General features: G+C 61.1%; 19 protein-coding genes, 1 tRNA gene and 1 pseudogene. 12 read left to right on the forward strand and 9 right to left on the reverse strand.

Annotated features, from left to right (window positions below; genetic code table 11):
• Together QP884_RS03720 and QP884_RS03725 are read right to left on the reverse strand one after the other, a co-directional pair.
• Positions 1 to 312: pseudogene (locus tag QP884_RS03720) on the reverse strand (helix-turn-helix domain-containing protein); the annotation flags it as partial.
• A 246-nt stretch (positions 313 to 558) separates the two neighbouring features.
• Positions 559 to 1,155, reverse strand: a complete 597-nt coding sequence (locus QP884_RS03725) for a hypothetical protein (protein WP_284820781.1) — start codon at positions 1,153 to 1,155, stop codon at positions 559 to 561.
• Positions 1,156 to 1,241: 86 nt separating this feature from the next.
• Between QP884_RS03725 and QP884_RS03730 the strand changes: the two genes are divergently transcribed.
• Positions 1,242 to 2,690, forward strand: coding sequence for a hypothetical protein (locus QP884_RS03730; protein WP_284820782.1), 1,449 nt, complete (start codon positions 1,242 to 1,244; stop codon positions 2,688 to 2,690).
• Between the two features lie 458 nt (positions 2,691 to 3,148).
• The gene (locus QP884_RS03735) at positions 3,149 to 4,513 is read left to right on the forward strand and encodes a CitMHS family transporter (RefSeq protein ID WP_284820783.1); all 1,365 of its coding nucleotides are present in this window, start codon (positions 3,149 to 3,151) and stop codon (positions 4,511 to 4,513) included.
• A gap of 35 nt (positions 4,514 to 4,548) precedes the next feature.
• Here the strand turns inward: QP884_RS03735 and QP884_RS03740 are convergent.
• Positions 4,549 to 4,625 (reverse strand) — tRNA-Pro (locus tag QP884_RS03740).
• A 78-nt stretch (positions 4,626 to 4,703) separates the two neighbouring features.
• Positions 4,704 to 5,594, reverse strand: a complete 891-nt coding sequence (locus QP884_RS03745) for a metallophosphoesterase (protein WP_284820784.1) — start codon at positions 5,592 to 5,594, stop codon at positions 4,704 to 4,706.
• A 33-nt stretch (positions 5,595 to 5,627) separates the two neighbouring features.
• Here QP884_RS03745 and QP884_RS03750 point away from each other — a divergent pair, with 33 nt between their 5' ends.
• Positions 5,628 to 6,092, forward strand: a complete 465-nt coding sequence (locus tag QP884_RS03750) for a GatB/YqeY domain-containing protein (protein ID WP_049377313.1) — start codon at positions 5,628 to 5,630, stop codon at positions 6,090 to 6,092.
• 27 nt (positions 6,093 to 6,119) lie between these two features.
• On the opposite strand, the gene QP884_RS03755 is transcribed toward QP884_RS03750, so the two are convergent.
• Positions 6,120 to 8,633 (reverse strand): transglycosylase domain-containing protein, encoded by a 2,514-nt coding sequence (locus QP884_RS03755; RefSeq protein ID WP_284820785.1) that lies wholly within the window; start codon positions 8,631 to 8,633, stop codon positions 6,120 to 6,122.
• A gap of 144 nt (positions 8,634 to 8,777) precedes the next feature.
• On the opposite strand from QP884_RS03755, the gene QP884_RS03760 reads away from it, so the two are divergent.
• The 4 genes from QP884_RS03760 to QP884_RS03775 are packed head-to-tail and all read left to right on the forward strand — an operon-like array spanning position 8,778 to position 10,598.
• A complete protein-coding gene (locus QP884_RS03760; RefSeq protein WP_005323132.1) occupies positions 8,778 to 9,101 on the forward strand; it encodes a WhiB family transcriptional regulator in 324 nt (107 codons plus the stop codon).
• Positions 9,102 to 9,146: 45 nt separating this feature from the next.
• Positions 9,147 to 9,305 carry a DUF4177 domain-containing protein gene (locus QP884_RS03765; protein WP_005323131.1) on the forward strand — a complete coding sequence of 53 codons (159 nt, stop codon included), beginning with the start codon at positions 9,147 to 9,149 and terminating at the stop codon, positions 9,303 to 9,305.
• Positions 9,306 to 9,764 (forward strand): RidA family protein, encoded by a 459-nt coding sequence (locus QP884_RS03770; RefSeq protein ID WP_284820786.1) that lies wholly within the window; start codon positions 9,306 to 9,308, stop codon positions 9,762 to 9,764. It abuts the gene before it with no gap.
• 18 nt (positions 9,765 to 9,782) lie between these two features.
• Entirely contained in the window at positions 9,783 to 10,598 is an 816-nt protein-coding gene (locus QP884_RS03775) for an MBL fold metallo-hydrolase (protein WP_040424920.1), read from the forward strand.
• 219 nt (positions 10,599 to 10,817) lie between these two features.
• Here the strand turns inward: QP884_RS03775 and glxR are convergent, their stop codons facing one another.
• Positions 10,818 to 11,501: a CRP-like cAMP-activated global transcriptional regulator GlxR gene (glxR, locus tag QP884_RS03780; protein WP_005323128.1), complete on the reverse strand. Its 684-nt coding sequence runs from the start codon at positions 11,499 to 11,501 to the stop codon at positions 10,818 to 10,820.
• Between the two features lie 340 nt (positions 11,502 to 11,841).
• Here glxR and nth point away from each other — a divergent pair, with 340 nt between their 5' ends.
• The 4 genes from nth to QP884_RS03800 are packed head-to-tail and all read left to right on the forward strand — an operon-like array spanning position 11,842 to position 15,023.
• Entirely contained in the window at positions 11,842 to 12,498 is a 657-nt protein-coding gene (gene nth / locus QP884_RS03785; protein WP_284820787.1) for an endonuclease III, read from the forward strand.
• A gap of 9 nt (positions 12,499 to 12,507) precedes the next feature.
• On the forward strand, positions 12,508 to 13,071 hold the full coding sequence (locus QP884_RS03790) for a TlpA family protein disulfide reductase (RefSeq protein ID WP_284820789.1): 564 nt from the start codon (positions 12,508 to 12,510) through the stop codon (positions 13,069 to 13,071).
• Positions 13,068 to 13,769, forward strand: a complete 702-nt coding sequence (locus QP884_RS03795; protein WP_284820791.1) for an NUDIX hydrolase — start codon at positions 13,068 to 13,070, stop codon at positions 13,767 to 13,769. The genes QP884_RS03790 and QP884_RS03795 overlap by 4 nt, the downstream gene beginning before the upstream one ends.
• Before the next feature lie 57 nt (positions 13,770 to 13,826).
• The gene (locus QP884_RS03800) at positions 13,827 to 15,023 is read left to right on the forward strand and encodes a MarP family serine protease (protein WP_284820793.1); all 1,197 of its coding nucleotides are present in this window, start codon (positions 13,827 to 13,829) and stop codon (positions 15,021 to 15,023) included.
• Here the strand turns inward: QP884_RS03800 and QP884_RS03805 are convergent.
• Positions 15,020 to 15,934 carry an alpha/beta fold hydrolase gene (locus QP884_RS03805; protein ID WP_284820795.1) on the reverse strand — a complete coding sequence of 305 codons (915 nt, stop codon included), beginning with the start codon at positions 15,932 to 15,934 and terminating at the stop codon, positions 15,020 to 15,022. The two genes, QP884_RS03800 and QP884_RS03805, sit on opposite strands and share 4 nt — an antisense overlap.
• Positions 15,935 to 16,054: 120 nt before the next feature.
• On the reverse strand, positions 16,055 to 16,558 hold the full coding sequence (locus QP884_RS03810; protein ID WP_005323120.1) for a phage holin family protein: 504 nt from the start codon (positions 16,556 to 16,558) through the stop codon (positions 16,055 to 16,057).
• A gap of 108 nt (positions 16,559 to 16,666) precedes the next feature.
• Here QP884_RS03810 and QP884_RS03815 point away from each other — a divergent pair, with 108 nt between their 5' ends.
• On the forward strand, positions 16,667 to 17,383 hold the full coding sequence (locus QP884_RS03815) for a hypothetical protein (RefSeq protein WP_005323119.1): 717 nt from the start codon (positions 16,667 to 16,669) through the stop codon (positions 17,381 to 17,383).
• Here QP884_RS03815 and QP884_RS03820 read toward each other — a convergent pair.
• Entirely contained in the window at positions 17,380 to 18,261 is an 882-nt protein-coding gene (locus QP884_RS03820; protein ID WP_284820797.1) for an HAD family hydrolase, read from the reverse strand. The two genes, QP884_RS03815 and QP884_RS03820, sit on opposite strands and share 4 nt — an antisense overlap.
• Positions 18,262 to 18,321 lie beyond the last annotated feature (60 nt).

Consider the following 18,321-nt stretch of genomic DNA (forward strand, 5'->3'; position numbering starts at 1 on the left):
TTTTTAAGTAGGCGTTTTCCGCTTCCAGCCGCTCAACCTGGCGGCGAAGCTTTTCCTCTTCCGTGAGGCGTTTCGGCGCAGCCGATCCTTTGGGCCTGCCCTTCGGCTTCGGGCGCAGAGCCTCGTCGCCGCCTCTGCGCCACTTAGCCACCCAGTCCTTGACGAGGTGGTCGGATGAAAGATTGAACTCTCGGGCAAGATCCATCATCGACTCACCCGCAAGATGACGTTCTACAACTTCCTTCTTCGCCTCGAAGGAGTAGTGCTGCTTGTTTGGTTTCTCCACGAGACATAGTCTGCCACGCAGTTGGAAACGGCGATAAAGTCTACGCGTTGCGTCTCTCGAGACACCGACAACACGAGCAGCGGCTCGGCAACCCATTCCCTGCTCGAAAAGCTCCACTAACTGCTCACGCTGAACTTCACTCAGCGAACTACGTGCTCTCAAAGAAAATGCTCCCCACTAGTTGTTGGCAACTGATTTCTCAGTCCAACTAATGGGGAGCAGTTCACGAGTTGCTTTACTGCACGGTACGGGGGCGGTTTCTTGCTGTGCGGCTAGTCGCAGCGGCGCATCTTTTCCGTAACAAAGGCGGGAGCGCCCTCGGCGGCCCACTTATCCACGTCGTAGCACGGGGCGGCCATGCCGGAGGTTGCCTCGCCAATGGATTCAATGGCTACCCACTGGCCGCCCTCGTAGCGCGCCCAGGCGGTCCAGTCCGTGCTGTCTTTGCCAAAGTGGGCCCATTGGCCATCGCAGTTATTGACTCGGATATTGGTCATGGTGGGAGCTGCGGGCTGTAGCGCTTCTGGGGAGCAATCGCCGCGGCCGGTGTCGGCGGGTACGGCGGCCGGGGCTTCGCTTTCTGCGTTGCCGGATTCCGCGGTGTCCTCAGCGGGAGCTGCCTCCGCAGAAGTGGGCTCGGCCGCCGCGGTCTCGGTGGCGGTGTCTTCGGCTTCCGAGGTAGCGGGCTCGCTCGTGGTTTCTTCGGATGAGGTCTCCTCGGCCGAGGAGCTAGCGGCGGTGGCGTCGGAGAACTCCGGTTCTGCCGAGGTATCGGCGTCGTTGGAGCAGGCAACAAGGCTGAAACACAGCGGCGCGACGGCCGCAGCGGCGAGGTAGCGGGAAGGGGATAGGGAATAATTGTGGGACATGCCATATATCGTAGAGGAACTGCCAATGCGGGGGTGTTCGGCGCGCCTGCAACAGGGGAGTGACCTGCAAGGATAGGTTCAGTATCATGACCTCACGCCTTGCCTCCCCAGACGCTGCGTCCCCCTCCCGGTGGCGCAGCGTCCTCCTGATCCTCTTGCTCGCCCTGCCGCTCATTATTGGCGCTGCGGTGGCGGGCCTTGCGCAGTGGGAACCCGCCCACACCTGGTCTAGCGCCGCGCAGCCGTTTGGAGCGCCGCGGGAAAATTCCGCCTCTCCAGAGGTGAAGGAAGCCGCCGAGGCGGCCAGCCGCGCGCAGGCACAGGCGAGCATGCTTAAATCGGGTGCCACGCAGCTTGACGACGGCACGGGAGAGCTGAATAAGGGGGCGGATGAGCTCGGAGGGGGCGTCGACAAGCTGGCGACGGGCTCCCAAGAACTGGTAGCCGGCCTCAATCAGCTGCAGTCCGGAACTAATACGCTCGGTGGCGGCGCAACGGAGCTGGCCAATGGTGTCGGCGGTGCCGTGGACCAGGTGGTGGGCCTCGGTGCCGTCCAAGGGCAGATTCTGCAGGCCATCGATGGCACTATGCGTGACCTGGAAGGCAATAAGTCCAAGGAAGCGAAGGAAATTCGCTCGCAGCTGGGCGATCTCCGTGCACAGGTGAATAATTTCCGCCTGGATAATTCGGTGACCGATCAGCTCAAGAAGCTCAAGGACGGCTCGCGCGATCTATCCAATCAGTTGGCGGTCAATGGCTATGCCTATCACGATGGCGTGAACCAGGCCGTATCCGGTGCGCAGGAGCTCAATGAAGGAATTGCGGAGTTGAACAAGCGCGTCGGTGAGGCGCAGGAGGGCGTGGACAAGCTTGACGACGGCGCCGGCAAGCTTTCCACCATGGCAGCCCAAAACCAGACCAACGTGGGTGACATTCAGCGTGCCCTGCCGCCAGCGCATACCGCGACCGACGGCCCGGCACATCTGCTCAGCCCTATTGTGGCGATGCTGGTCTCGGCCTTAGTCCTGCTCGCAGGCGCCGCGGCCGGTGTGGCCTGGCAGGTGGGGATCCGCCCATGGTTGACGGTCTTCGGCGGCACGCTGGCCGCGGTCGCCATCGGGGAAATCCTCCTCTTTGTGCTCGCCACCGGATTTACCCCTGTGGCGGCGGTGTGGGCCGGCGCGGCGCTCCTTCTAGGCGCGCTGTCCATGGCGGCCATCACCCGCGGCCTACTCGGGCTATGCGGTATTACTGCCGGCAGCATCCTCGCGGCGCTGTTTGGCATCGGCCAGACCGCGCTGGTGGGTTGGCTGTGGAAATCCGCGGCAATTGCCGGTGTTTCTAAGGTTTGGCAGATTGTTTCTTATCTTTTGCCGCTGAATTGGACTACCGCGGCCGTCACAACCGCGGGCAACGAAGGCGAACAGGCCGTGTTGTGGACCGGCGTTACGGTATTGCTCGCCATCACTCTCATTGGGCTGAGTGCAAAGTGGTGGGCTCCATCCACAGGAAAATTCAAACCTACGGTTCATTAGGTCTGAAAAAGCACACCTAAGAATAAGAAACATTGGTGGAAACTGGGAATTTTGATTCGCGCTACCGTTTGCATTGTGCGAGTGCTACAGTTGGTCTTGCTCACAAAGCCTACTTAGGGGGTAGGCGAACGGTTTCTCCAATCCGTTGTGAGTGATAGGGAATAGGGACGACGCGGCGCTGTAGGGGCACCGCGTCGTTTCCCATATGTGGGGTGCCTAGCTGCAATTTTTCGCGGAAAAATCCGTGCAATTCCTTGAATGCTTTTGCTGGGGTGGGGACTTTTTCAAGCAGTGCGAACTGCTTCGCGGTGACGATTATCTATAGGCAATTCAATTTAAATCGGTGTTGACTTTGGGGGTGGTGGTAGCGCTGTCGATAGTTGGGGTTTAATCTGAGTCACACTCGCCTACTTTCGTAGCGTAGGACATGGTGAGTTGTCGACTTATTAAGGAGCACTATGCAGACCTCGCTCGGGCTCACGGCCATGGGCCTCATCATCATTTTCGTGACGGTGGGAATTTTGATCCGCGGCCGAGTAAATCCCATTATCCCCATGACCCTGGTACCCGTAGTTGGCGCCTTAATATGTGGATTTGGTCTAGGTGAAATATCTGACTTTTTCAGCGAGGGCTTAAATTCCGTCATCAACGTCGTGGTGATGTTTATCTTCGCCATTATCTTCTTCGGCATTTTGCAAGACGTCGGCCTGTTTACCCCAGTCATTCGCGCGCTCATCAAGGCCACCCGGGGAAGGATCATGGCCGTAACGCTGGGCACTGCAGCGATTGGTGTAGTGGCGCACCTTGATGGATCGGGTTCTACTACCTTCCTCATCACCATCCCGGCTCTCTTGCCGCTCTACCGTGCGCTGAACATGTCGCGCTATGTGCTCATTACCATTGTGGCGATGGCTGCCTCGGTTATGAACATGGTTCCTTGGGGCGGCCCGCTGGGCCGCGCCGGTGCTGTGGTCGATCAGGAGCCCAATGCCATCTGGGTGCAACTCCTGCCTATTCAAGGCGTGGCGATTGTGCTGGTATTCCTCTTGGCTGCGCTTTTGGGATGGCGGGAACAGCGACGCATAGCGGGCCTGCGCGAAAGCGGAGAACTAGCAGGTGGTACTGCAGTGGACGTGAATGCGTTGGCGGATGAATTCGCTGCTGCACAGGCACGTGAACAGCATAAATTGGGCTACCACTTCCGCGAAGGGCGCTGGGTAACCGTGATCAACATTGTCGTTGCACTTGCCGTTTTGGTGGCCTTGCTCTCGGGCGTAGTCCCGCCCGCCCCAGCCTTTCTCATTGCCACGACCATCACTCTGGCTATTAATTTCAGTGGTCCCATGGAGCAGGGCGAGGCTCTGCGACGGCATGCGCCAAACGCCTTGGCCATGGCAGGCGTGATCCTTGCAGCCGCGATGTTCTTGGGTGTCCTCAATGAAACCAAGATGCTTGAGGAAATCGCACTGACATTAGTGAACGTTCTACCAGAGGGCGTCGCACCGCACCTCCATGTGATTGTGGGCTTCTTCGGTGTGCCGCTTGATTTGTTGACCTCGACGGATGCTTATTACTTCTCAGTGCTTCCAATTGTTCAAGGAACTGTTGAAAGCTTTGGGGTCAGCGGCATGGGTGCGGCTTGCGCGCTCATTATCGGCAACGTGGTGGGCACCTTTGTTTCGCCCTTCTCTCCTGCATTGTGGTTGGCGCTGGGGCTTGCGGAAGGTCAGATGGGTAAATACCTCAAGCTGGCTTTCCCAATTGCGTGGATTTTCTCCGCCATCTTGGTTGCCGTGGCGCTATTTACGGGGATGCTGGCGTAACAACGAAAAAGGCCCGCAGCAAAGCTGCGGGCTGCTGGTCGGGATAACAGGATTTGAACCTGCGACCTCTTCGTCCCGAACGAAGCGCGCTACCAACCTGCGCCATATCCCGGCGTTCCGCCTTGAAAAGCGGTACCTGGATACTTTAACGCAAGCTGAGCGCAATCAACAAAACGGCAGGTGGCTGGGTTTAGTCCACCTCGGTGATTTTCAGCAGAGTGGCGGAAGGGCGGCAGAAAATGCGTACCGGGGCGAATTTGGAGGTGCCCAGACCATTGGAAACATGCATCTTCATCGGGCCGAAGTCGTGGAGGCCCTGCACGCGGTCGCGGTCGATGCCGCAATTGGTTACCAGTGCGCGGGAGCCGGGCAGGCAGATCTGGCCGCCGTGGGTGTGTCCAGACAGCGAGAGTTGGTAGCCGTCGTCCGCGAACTTCTCCAGCACGCGGGGCTCGGGGGCGTGGAGGAGCGCCAGCGACAGATCCGCGTCCTCGTTGGGCGGGCCGGCGATTTCGGAGTAGTCATCCAGATCGTGGTGCGGATCGTCCACGCCGGCGGCGGCAAGGCGGACATTGCCCACCTTGAATTCATGCCGGGCCTGGTTGGCATCGCGCCAGCCGTGCTCCAAGAAGGCGGCGCGCATGCCGCGCCACGGCAAGTCCACATAGGAGGGCTCGCGCTTTTTGCCCAGCAGGTACTTGAAAGGGTTGACCGGCTGCGGTGCCCAGTAATCATTGGTGCCGAAGACGAAGAGGCCGGGGCGGGCCAGCAAAGGGCCGAGAGCGCGCAGCGTATCGGGAACGGCCTGCTGATCGGAGAGATTATCGCCAGTGTTGACCACGAGGTCCGGCTCTAGGGCGTCGAGGGCAGAAACCCAGGCAATCTTGGTCTCCTGGCCCGGAATCATATGCAGATCGGACAGATGCAGCAGCCGAAATTCTTGCTTACCGCGCAGCGTGCCCTTGGGCAGGAGGGGGAGCGTATATTCCTTGAGCTCGAATTTGGTCAGTTCGCTATAGCCCCATGCCGCGGCGCCCAGGCCGGCAGCGGTGAGGCCGCCAAGAATACGTAAAAGTTTCACGGCTACCACACTACCTGGCGTACATTGATAGGCATGAGCGAGCTAAAGCAAACCATCCGTGCAGATCTGAAAACCGCAATGAAGGCCAAGGAGAAGCAGCGCACCAGCGCCATCCGCGCCTTGCTGGCCGCCATCCAGGCCGAGGAGACCAATGGCTCCCGGCATGAGCTGGAGGACGCCGATATCCTCAAGGTGATTGCGCGCGAGATTAAAAAGCGCCGCGAGTCCGCCGAGGTCTATGAGGACAACGGCCGTCCGGAGCTGGCGGAAGCCGAGCTTGCCGACGTCCCCTTCTTCGAGGCCTACCAACCCCGCCAGCTGGACGAGTCCGAGCTTAAGGCCCTAGTGAAGGACTCTATCGCGGAGGTAGAGGCCGAAAACGGCGAAGCACCCACCATGAAGCAGATGGGTGCAGTAATGAAGGTGGCCAATGCCAAGGCCGCCGGTCAGGCGGATGGTAAGCGCCTGTCCGCCGAGGTCAAGTCCCAGCTGAGCTAAAGCGGGCGAGACCGCAACGGGCGAGGCTTAGCGGCCAAGCAGACTGCGGACGTCGTTGGCAAAGCTATCGATGTCCTCTTGGCGGATGCCAAAGTCTTCCGGCGAGAACCCGCCGCCGGTATCGGTACCGCCACCGCCGTTGTCCGTTCTGCCGCCTGTGTCGCCAGTCGAGCGGCTCGGGCTCGTAGCACCGTCGGCATTACCGCCGCCGGTGCTATTTTGTGCGCCGGTGGAGTTGGCGTCGGCCACGCCGGAGGAGGGGGATTGGGAGGCCCCGGCGCCGTCGGAAAGCTGCAGCGTAATCTCCGCGCCCTTCTTCTTGCCGTCCTTGCCGGTAATCGCGCGAACCACGCGGCCATAAGGAACATTGCCGCCAATGACCCGGGAGGTCTTGACCACGTAGCCCTTGGACTCCAAGGTCTGGCGGGCCTCGGCCTCGGACTTGCCACGCAGGCTATCAAGGGTCTTATCGGCTGTGGTGCCGTTGTCGTATTTCTTGTTGTAATTCGGCAGCCCGGCCTTGGTGGCTATCGGCAGCTGCGTAGCCATGCTGAAGAAGGTCTGTGCCGGCTCCAAGCCGCCGTAGAGGTTGCCCCAACCCGCGCACTGGCGCACCGGCCCGGTACATAGCGGGACGGTGGAGGTGCCATCGTTATAGATATACGGCGCGGCGGAAATACCCTCGTTGAATCCCAAAAACGCGGAGGACTGGTTGGACTCGGTGGTACCGGTCTTGGCCGCAATTGGGCTGGAATAACCGGCCGCCTGGGCGGCATCCTTGGCGGTGCCTTGCTTTGCATCCTCGGACAGGGCATTGCTCATCGCGCGGGCTACGTCCTTATCAACGGCCTGCTCACACGGGGTTTCCTTGAGATAGACCTCGTTGCCTTCCTTATCCGTGACCTGGGAGATGGGGTTGGGCTCGCACCACTTGCCATCCGCGGCCAGCGTGGCACCCACATTGGAAAGCTCCAGCGGGTTGACCTGGTCCGGGCCCAAGGTGAAGGAGCCGGAGTTGGCCTCCTTGGTGTGCTGGGCAATCGAGGTCTCTTTATCAAAGCTGCCCTTGTCGTCGTAGGAGCGCAGGCCCAATCGCACGGCCATATCGACGATGGGTGCCACGCCTACCTGCTCCGTGAGCTTGATAAACGGCGTATTGGGGGAGTGCGCCAGCGCTTCCTGCAGCGTCATAGTGGCTTTGTAGGCACCGGCGTTTTCCACGCAGTAGCGGTCCGCCGGGCAGCCGGCGGCGCCGCCGTGGCCCAGCCCCTCCGCCTCGTAGCGGGTCGGCACATCCACGGTGTTTTTGATGCCATAGCCCGCTTCGAGCGCGGCCGCGGCGGTAAAGACCTTGAAGACGGAACCTGCACCGTTGCCCACTAAGGAGTAGGGCTGCGGCAGGATGGTCTCATTTTTATCTAGGTCCAGGCCATAGTCGCGCGAGGAGACCATGGCCAGTACCTTGCGGTCCGATCTACCGGGCTTGATGACGTTCATGACTTCAGCCACGCCCGGGGCATCCGGATTGGTATGGCTTTGGACGGACTCGAGGGCCTTATCCTGCACCGTTGGGTCCAGGGTGGTCTTGATGGTGTAGCCACCGCGCGCCAGCTGCTCCTCGCTAATGCCCTTCTTATCCAGGTATTTCAGCACATAATCACAGAAGAAACCGCGGTCGCCGGCGCCGATGCAGCCATTGGCTAGCGTTTTAGGCTTCTTGCCGACGCCCAGCTTCTCCCCCTTATACTTATCCGCTTCCTGTTGCTTGATATGGCCGTTATCCGCCATGGACTGCAGGACTAGGTTGCGCCGCTCGGTTACTTCTTCGGCGTTGGTATAGGGATTGAGGCGCTCAGAGGATTGGACCATGCCGGCCAGCATCGCTGCCTGCGGCACCGTGAGCTCGGAAGCATGCGTGCCAAAGTAGGTGCGGGCCGCCGCCTCGACGCCATAGGCATGGTTACCAAAAGACACCAGGTTGAGATAATTGGTGAGGATGTCATCCTTATCCAATTCCGCATCCATCTTGGTGGCCATACGCATCTCGCGCAGCTTGCGTGCTACGGATTGCTCGGTGGCCGCGGCCCGTTCTTCATCGGTGGTGGCAGAAACCAGCAATAGGTAGTTCTTCACGTACTGCTGATCGATGGTGGAGGCGCCCTGGGAAACGCCACCCGAGGTTAGGTTGGTCCACAGCGCGCGGAAGTTTCCCTGGAAGTCCACGCCTTCGTGATCATAAAAGCGCTCGTCCTCAATGGAGACGATGGCGTTTTTCATGGCCTTAGAGATCTTCTTGCTCTCCACCGGGTGGCGGCGTTGGCTGAAGACATAGGCCATGTCCTTGCCCTTGGCGTCTTTGATCGTGGTGACGCCTGGGATATTGCCGGCAGTCAGATCTTGCAGGTCAGATTGCATGGTTTCGTTAGTGCGGGCAATCGCCACACCGGAAATGCCCGCGAAGGGGGCAAGAGCCAGGGCGATGAGCGCGCCTACCAAGACCGTAGACAGGGCTATCTTGGCCAAAGATTTGATGACAGTCACGTCCCATACCCTACGTGGTCGCCCTTGGTAGGTGGAAGATCACTCGCACCCCCTAAAGTGTGACGTGTTAGACAATCTTCCACCAGGATGAATAGACTCAGATGCGTTACATAGTATTCCGTCTGGGAAGGAGCACACTCACCCATGACCGTTCGTGTGAAGACTGCTGGAATGTCTAATACAGCCCGAAATCCCGAGCGTGGTGAGTGGGTCACCCAGGCCAAATGCCGCAAGGGCGACCCGGATGCCCTATTCGTTCGCGGTGCGGAACAGCGCAAGGCAGCCGTTATTTGCCGCCACTGCCCGGTACTGACCGAATGCCGCGCCGACGCCCTGGATAACCGCGTCGAGTTCGGCGTGTGGGGCGGGCTGACCGAGCGCCAGCGCCGAGCCCTGCTGCGCAAGAACCCCCACATCACGGATTGGGCCCACTACTTGGCCCAAGGTGGCGAGCTCGTCGGGATTTAAGAATTTAGACGGCGTGGGGCGTATTTAATAGTTAGAATGGGCCCCATGACTAAATGGGAATACGCAACCGCACCTGTCCTTACTCACGCCACCAAGCAGATCCTCGATTCTTGGGGTGAAGATGGCTGGGAACTGGTCACCGTCACCCCGGGTCCTAACCCGGAAAACGTCGTGGCCTACTTCAAGCGCGAGGTGGCAGAGTAAATGGGCTTTCATGCTCGCTTGCGGGAGTTGGGGTATGAGCTACCGGGCGTCGCCAAGCCGCTAGCGTCCTATGTGCCGGCCGTGCGCGTGGGTGATCAGGTCTGGACCTCTGGCCAGCTTCCCCTCGTAGAGGGTTCCTTGCCGCTGACCGGCAAGGTTGGCGCCGATCTCACCACGGAACAAGCCCAGGAACAGGCACGCATCGCGGCGCTTAATGCCCTTGCCGCTATCGATGCCGAGGTTGGCCTGGACAATATCTCCCGCGTGGTAAAAATCGTGGGGTTTGTGGCCTCCGATCCGGCCTATGCCGACCAGCCGGTAGTTATCAATGGTGCCTCCGATTTCATCGGTGAGGTCTTTGGGGATGCTGGAAAGCATGCTCGCTCCGCCGTGGGCGTAGCTGCGTTGCCTAAAAACGCCCCGGTAGAGATCGAACTAATCGTAGAAATTGCTGCTTGATCGGATAGGCTAGTAACTATGGAGCACCCCGCATATAGTCAATTGCGTCCCGTCAGCCAATCCGTTGGCGTAGTCCTTTGTGATAACCCCAGCTACACCGCCCTTGAGGGTACGAATACGTGGATTATTCGCGCCGCTGAAGACTCTCGGGCGATCGTCGTGGATCCGGGTCCCGAGGATGAAGGCCATCTCAACGTTGTGCACCGCAACGCAGGTGAGGTGGCTTTGATTTTGATTACCCACCGCCACGATGACCACGCTTCGGGCGCACAACGCTTGCGGCAGATGACCGGCGCCCCCATCCGCGCCTTCGATCCGAGCTACTGCAATGGTGCCGAGGCCCTTCAGGACGGCGAGCACATCTCCCTCGATGGCATCACCCCAAGTCTCGAGGTCGTGCACACCCCAGGCCATACCGCGGATTCCACCTGCTTCTTTGTGTGGAGCGAGGAGGTAGGAAATTCCCGCCTCGAAGGCATTATCTCTGGTGACACCATCGCCGGCCGCCACACCGTTCTCCTTTCGGAGACGGACGGTAACTTGGCCGATTACCTGCACACCCTCGACACCTTGGAAGAGCGCGGCAAGGATATTGCGCTGTTCCCAGGACACGGTCCGGACTTGGATGACACCTCTCAGGTGGCCCGCAAGTACATTGACCGCCGCCACTACCGCCTTGACCAGATTAAGGAGATCCGCTCCCGCCTAGGCGATGATGTGGATTTGAATACCCTGGTCAACGAGATGTATGACGACGTGGACCCGGTGCTGCGCCACGCTGCGGAGCAGTCCACGCGCACCGCGCTGAAGTACTTGGACGGCGAGGCTAAATAAGCCTGTCTCCGTTCGCCCCTCTTCCTCTTTGGTGGGAAGAGGGGCTTAACTGTGTTTGTGGGCTGAGGCAGGAGGCGCGCAGGGGCAACGTTTGGCCACGGAAAGGCCCGCAGGCGGTGCGGTGTGGAGCGTACTGTGGCCACAAGTGTGGTGCGGAACTGGTTAAGGGGGCAAAACCAGCGAAACCCCGCCGAAGCGGGGTAGCGGGCTGGCGCGGTATTAGCGAGCGCGGCGGGCGAGGTGCTCGGTATCGACGATGAGCACGGACTTGCCCTCGAGGCGGATCCAACCGCGGTGCGCGAAGGTAGCCAGCGCCTTGTTGACGGTCTCACGGGAAGCGCCCACCAGCTGGGCAATCTCTTCCTGGGTGAGGTCGTGGTTTACACGCAGGGCGCTGCCTTCCTGAACACCGAAGCGGTTAGCCAGCTGCAGCAAGGTCTTGGCCACGCGGCCCGGAACGTCGGTGAAGATGAGGTCAGCCAGGTTAGCGTTGGTGCGGCGCAGGCGGCGAGCCAGCACGCGCAACAGCTGCTGGGCGATTTCGGGGTGGTCACCAACCCACTTCTTGAGCAGCTCGGAGTTCATGGTGGCGGCTTGAACCTCGGTCACACACACAGCGGAGGAGGTGCGCGGGCCCGGATCGAAGATGGACAGCTCGCCAAACATATCGGATGGGCCCATGACGGTCAGGAGGTTTTCGCGGCCATCCGGGGCGTGGCGGGCGAGCTTAATCTTGCCCGAGGTGATGATGTACAAGCGATCACCAGGCTCGCCTTCGTCGAAGATGGTGGTTCCGCGCGGGTAGCGCACGGTCTCCATCTGCTCGATAAGGTGCTGCACTGCAACGGGATCAACGCCTTGGAAGATTCCGGCGCGGGAGAGGATGTCCTGTACGCCTTCCACGTTTTACTCCTTGGATGTCGACTACGAAAGTCCATAGATGAGCCTGTGCCACATCTGGGTGCGGTCTTTCATGCACTCGACAATGCGGAACAAGCGGGGTCACTGTGTAACGCGTTTCATCTTACAGTGTAATTGGTCACTTTTGGTACTTCACAGAAATTTTGTCACACTATAGAAACTCTACTCGTGCTAGTGCACGGTTCAGGCCAGCAGTTTTGCGGCCTAGTCAGCAAAAACGACTGCCTCGAGCTTTTCCATAAGGAGGGCGAAAAGGGCGATGGCAAGTGGTACCAGAATCACGAGTGAAATCATGTTTTCCTAGTCTACTAAGCTAAACCCCATGAATTCAGCACTGTCAGCGGCCAGCGCGCCGGAGCTACGCGCACCGGAAGTAAATCGGCGTTTGGCGCAGGAATATCCGGATGCACGGTGTGCCTTGGATTATGACTCCCCGCTGCAGCTGCTCATTGCCACCGTTCTTTCCGCACAATGCACGGATGAACGCGTGAATTCGGTGACCCCTGAACTCTTTGCCCGCTACCCAGAGGCGGCGGATTATGCTTCCGCGCAGCGCTCGGATTTGGAGAGCATCCTGCGGCCGTTGGGCTTTCAGCGCGCCAAGGCGGGACACCTCTTGGGTATCGGGGAGAAACTGGTGGCTGATTTTCAAGGGCAGGTCCCGCGCACAGTCAAGGAACTGACCAGCCTGCCTGGTGTTGGTCGCAAGACCGCACTGGTGGTGCTCGGAAATGCCTTCGGGATCCCCGGACTGACCGTGGATACGCACTTTAGCCGCCTCATGCAGCGGCTTGGGCTGACGGGGGAGAAGACGCCGGTCAAGATTGAGCGGGACATCGCTAAGCTCGTGCCGGAGGAAGAGTGGACGATGTTTTCACACCGCGTGATCTTTCACGGGCGCCAAGTATGTCATGCGCGCACGCCGGAATGCGAAGCATGCGTTCTGCGGGATATGTGTCCAGCCGCTCGTGGGCGCTAGGCTAACGGTATGAAGAACTACGTCCTTGGCACGGTAATTGCCGCGATCCTCATTGCCGTCATTGCGGTAGCTGGGGTCTCGCAGTTGCGGGGTGGGGACGGATCCGAGGAGGCGTCGCCAAGCGAGGCTCCCCCGCAAGAAGTCCCGCAGCGTCCGGACTGCCCGGCCGGTGCCGTGGCTGGGGTAGAGCTGGAGTGTTTAGGTGGTGCGGCCGCCGGAAAACCTGCCGATGAGGGCGTAGCCGTGGTTAACGTGTGGGCGTGGTGGTGCGAGCCGTGCCGCGCGGAACTTCCCTACCTGCAGGATGTGGCGGAAGCGCACCCGGACTGGCAGGTCGTAGGCGTGCACGCGGATAAGAACGCGGGAAGTGGTGCAGCCTTCTTGAATGACCTGGGCGTGGAGCTGCCGAGCTTCCAAGATTCGGATAATAAGTTCGCCGGTGAGCTGGGCCTGCCGGGCGTGGTGCCGGTCACCGTGGTGCTCAAGGACGGCGAGGTGCGCAAGCAATTTGCGCAGCCGTTTAGCTCCGCAGCGGAGATTGAAAAGGCCGTGGAGGAGGCGATTGCGGCATGAGTCAACTCCTTCCCGAGCGCACGCCAGAATGGCTCAAGCCGGCGCTGGGGGTAGACCCCAGCCAGGTGCAAGAGCTCATTGGCAACCGCCAGGCTTCGTCCCTCAATGGCACCAATGTGCAGGTGCCGGTCAAGCGGGAAGCGGCCGTGCTCATGCTGCTGAGCGGTGAGAGCGCGGAGGAGGCCAGCATCTTGCTCACGCATCGCTCGCCGTCCATGCGCTCGCACTCGGGCCAGATTGCCTTTCCCGGCGGCCGCCGGGATCCCGCCGATACCTCCCTGGTAGATACCGCGCTGCGGGAAGCCTGGGAGGAAACGGACCTGCAGCGCAACTCCGTGACCCCGCTGGAGCAGTGGGAGCAGCTGCATATCCGCGCCACCGGCAATCCGGTGAGCCCCATTTTGGCGCATTGGACCCAGCCGGGGGAGGTCTATCCCGCCAGCCCCGATGAAACCGATGACGTGTTTCTCGTGCCTATCCGGGAGTTGGCCGATCCGCGCAACCGCTTCATGGTGGGCTTTAGAAAATGGCAAGGACCAGCATTTCACGCCAATGGTTACGTCATTTGGGGCTTTACCGCCGGCGTGCTCTCGGCACTATTGCAGCACGCCGGGTGGAGCATTCCATGGGATAACAATTCAGTCATGGACCTGCGTGACTCCCTCACAAACTCCCGCAATAATGAGAAGATGTCCTAACCGCTGGTGCCGCGGTACGCATACGTCTTAAACCCCAGATAGAAAGAACCCATAGCCATGACTCCTGCGCTCATCGTTGACGGCCTGATTGTGGTCGCCGTCCTCATTGCGCTCCTGAGTGGGTGGCGCAATGGCGCCCTCGCGGCGGTATTGGCCTCCATCGGTGTGGGCGCTGGGGTAGTGCTAGGCATTGCTGTGGCCCCGGCCGCCCTGCGCTTGGTGGATCAGCCCTCGCTGCGCTTGCTGCTGTTAGTGGGAATCCTGGTGCTTTTTGTGGGCGTCGGGCAGCTTATCGGATCCTCGTTGGGTGGCAGCGTGCGCGATCGCATGAAGGCGCGCAAGACGCAGCGCCTTGATTCCGCCGTGGGTGCGGTTTTTCAAGCCTTTGCCGCCTTGGTGGTTATTTGGCTCATTTCTATCCCCGTGGCCACCAACTTAGGTGGGGTGGCCGGCCAGGGCCTGCGCGATTCCCGCATCTTGGGCAACCTCAACTCGGCCGCGCCGGCGCAGGTAGCGTCGCTGCCCAATGGGGTGGCGGCGATGCTCAACGAGTCCGGCCTGCCGCCGCTAGTCTCGCCGTGGCAAAACTCGATTAGCACCGAGGAAGTAGAAGAGCCGGACCCAGACGTGGAGGATCCGGAGATGGTGCGGCGCATGCGGCCGTCTATCATTCACGTGCTTGGCGACGCCGAAGAGTGCTCCCGCCGCCTCATGGGTTCCGGCTTCGTGGCGGCCGATGACTACGTGATCACCAATGCTCACGTAGTGGCCGGCACGCAGACCGTGCGCTTGGATACCAAGGTGGGTCTCAAGGACGCGACCGTGGTCTACTACAACCCGGATGTGGATGTGGCGGTGCTGCACTCGCGCGACCTGGGCATCGATCCGCTGCCATGGGCCCAGGCCCCGGCCCAGACAGGCGATGATGCCATGGTCATGGGCTTCCCGCACTCCGGGCCTTTCGACGCTGAGATGGCGCGCGTGCGCGATCGCATCACCATTTCCGGCCCGGATATCTACTCGCATGGTCGCGTGGAACGCGATTCCTACACCGTGCGCGGCAAGATCCAACAAGGAAATTCCGGCGGGCCGCTGGTCAACACGGCCGGCGAGGTCCTCGGCGTGGTCTTCGGCGCCTCGGTGGATGATTCCGAGACGGGCTATGCCTTAACCGCCGATGAGGTCAACGCCCAGATCGGAGACATCACGCAGCTTACCCACCCGGTTGATACCGGGGAGTGCGTGGCGCACTAGTTATGTTCTTGTAGCCAGGCCGCCAGCATGGAAACGAAATCCGCCGGTGCTTCCAGGTGCGGAAGGTTCTTCGCGCCGGGGACGGTCGTGGCGGTGAATCCGCGGCGGGCGCGCGAGGCGGCGCGGCGGACCACAGGGTTCCACAGTCGCTGCTGGGCGTGGATGAAGAGTACGGGGCGCTCTACTGCCAGTTCCACCCAGGTCAAGGGAACCACGGCGGTGCGCATGCGGTGGTTCCACAAGATTCCACGGCGGACGCTGCCGATGCGGGAGGCGCGCAGGCGGAGATCGAGGATGCGGTCTAGGGTGGCGTCGGCAAGCAAAGGCCCCGTATCCAGCTCCAGCTCCTTGCGGTAGGCGCGCGGGCTAAGCAGTAGGTTCTGGGCGCGGGTAACGCGCGGCAGGCGGCACAGCAGCGAGCGCAGGTTAATCCAGCCAAAATCCCACGGCCGGGCGGCAATCGCGCGGCGCAGATCTACCGGGTGGGCGGCGGAAATGGAGGCCAGGCCGCGCACCCGCTCAGGGCGCTCTGCCGCCAAGCACCACGCCACCGCGCCGCCCGTATCGGCGCCCACCACAAAGGCATCGTCATGGCCCAAGGCCTGAATGAGCCCGCTAATATCGCCCACCAAGGTGCGGATATCCTGCCCCGCCTCAATGGGCGGCTTATCGGACATACCAAAGCCTCGCATATCCACGGCCGCGACGTGGAAGCCGCGTTGGGCAAGCGGCGCTATGACGTCCTGATAATCGAACCACCCGCCAAAAGCGCCGTGGATGAGCACCACGAGTGGCTGCGTGCTATCGCCCGCCGTGGCGACGTGCAGGCGGATGCCGCGGGTGTGGACGAACTCATGCGCATAAGGTCCATCCAGCTCCACCGTTGAGGGAGGCAGGGGTGCGAAGGCCATGGTGCCGCCTTTCTATAGTTGGGGCAGAAACGGTAGAGAAAAGGGGAGGAAGTACACAAAATCCGCCCCAGGCTAGCTAGGGCGGATAGAGGGGTGCACGTACGCGTGGCGCCTGCCGGTTTAGGTGTAGAGGCCGTGGGTGTTCTTACGGTCCAGGGACTTCTGCGCCTTGCCCGGAACCAGGTTCTTGAGCTCCTTGGTGGAGTCAATGGTCTTCTGCGGGGCCTTGACCTGCTTGACGTTCTTCAGACCAACGAAAGCCAGGATGCCGGCGAGGACGATCATGATCAAGAAGACGATCAGGAACGCAGCCCAGCGGTCCAGCCAGACGGCGAGAAGCTCGGCCAGGAAGAAGAAAAAGAAGAAGGAGCTATACAGCGCGATGGTGCCTGCGCCGCCGAAGAGGCCTGCACCGATGCCGCCCTTCTTAGCGGACTCTGCCAGCTCGGTCTTGGCTAGCTCCACCTCGGAGCGCACGAGCTGGGACATCTGCTCGGTGGCGTTGGAGACCAGCTGGCCTACCGAGGTCTCGGACGAGGACGTATCCACGTCACTCAAAGGGATAGAGTTCACCTTCGGTGCAAATTGATCAGTACCGTCGGTAAAAAGTCCATCGTTGCTCACGATTAATTCTCCTCGCGTTTATCTAAACCTTGTAATGTCCCCAATAATAATGGAATCACTATTATCCCATGGTGCCACGCATACTTAGGGACTTCCACGGCTATCCTAATGGATATGTCAGAAAATGACGCGTTATCCCCGCTGTTTCGCCTGCCGGGGGTGAAAGAAAGTGCAGAAAAGGCCGCCGCTGCCATTGCTCGTGCACACCGCCGACCTGCAGGATTGCGCAAGTTTGAGGTTATCTCTGCGGAGTCCCTCATGCGCGGCGCCCGTGCCAGCGTGGCGCTGGACGGCCACGCCATCCCCCCACATCCGGGACCGGAAGATATGGAAAAAGGTCCGCTGGCCAGCGCTGTCAGCGCCTATTCCGTGGCCGCCCCGGAACTCTTAGATGGCACGGTGCGCTCCTTTGCCCGGGCACCGCTGCAGGTGCTGGCGCGCATTGATGTAGCGGCGGGCGGTACTGGCATTCCGGCCGGCGAGAGTGCGCGCTTGCAAGGGCTAGGCCGGCTCATCGCGCAGGGTGGCGGTCCCGCTTTCGATCTCTTGCTGCCGAGTGTGGTCCATGCCGAGATTGCCGCCGGCGAGTTCTTTGGCCCTCGCAGTGGCCTCGTCGCCCGCGTTGCCTCCCGCCTCGCCGCGGTGCATACGGGCTTTGACCCGCGCGGTTTCGCCGTGCCCGAGGTCTACTACACCCGCCACCGCGCCGAGTATGCCGCCGCGGTGGGCAATTACCGCACCGCGCTTGCCGACGCCCTCTTAACCCACCTCGCCGCCTGGACCGCCGGCGGCAAAGAAGCCGACGCGATTGCCCGCGCGGCCTAGGAGGCGCGCCGTGGGCCCCGCTTGGGCGGGCCGGGGCGGCCCGGGTGCTGGGCGAGCCACAGGCCAGCGCCAATAACTGCTGCGGTACCCGCCAGAACGGAGGCGCCGATTCCAATTTCTTTGGCGGTCGGTGCAGGCAGGAGTGGCACCGGGTCCTTAAAGGAGCGGATCTCCCACTCGTGGGCGAGGGCGTGGCGCTTTAATTGCTTGTCAGGGTTGACGGCGACGGGGTGGCCTACCTTTTCCAGCATCGGGATATCCGTCGCGGAATCCGAGTAGGCGTAGCTGGCAGCAAGGTCAATGCTTTCTGCCGCTGCGGTCCGCTCCAGGGCCTCCGCTTTAGTGGGACCCTTGCAATAGAAGAGCACCTCGCCGGTAAAACGTCCGTTTTCCTCTGCCAATTCGGTGGCGATGACGTGCTCGACGCCGAGTTCCTCTGCGATGATGTCCACCAGCACGGCCGCGGAGGCAGAGACGATGACCACGTGGTGGCCAGCGGAGCGGTGGGCGCGGATGAGTTCGCGGGCCTCGGCATAAATGAAGGGCGTGACCACGTGATGCATGGTGTCGCGGGCGATGGCGCGCACCTCGTCCACGGACCAGCCCGTGACCAGTGTGGTGAGCTGGTCGCGGGTGGAATCCATGCCTTCGCTGGTTAGACCAGAAAACATATAGCTGGCCTTAGCAAGTGAGAGCTGCAGTGCTTCGGCCGGCGAGATGAGCCCGTTGTGGAGGAACTCGCGGCCAAACGCATAGGCCGAGGAGGTGGCGATGATGGTCTTATCGAGATCGAAAAACGCCGCGGTGCGCGCGGGGTCGCCGCCGGTGCGGGTTGCGCTGGCGCGGCGGGGATGACGGGGCTCGCGGGAAGTAGGCATGATGTGCTGCCGAGTGTAGCCGCCCTCAGCGCTTGCTGGTGTAGAAGTGGCTGACGTTAA

The sequence above is a fragment of the Corynebacterium tuberculostearicum genome, from assembly GCF_030229345.1.
In the GTDB taxonomy this organism is placed as follows: domain Bacteria; phylum Actinomycetota; class Actinomycetes; order Mycobacteriales; family Mycobacteriaceae; genus Corynebacterium; species Corynebacterium tuberculostearicum_G.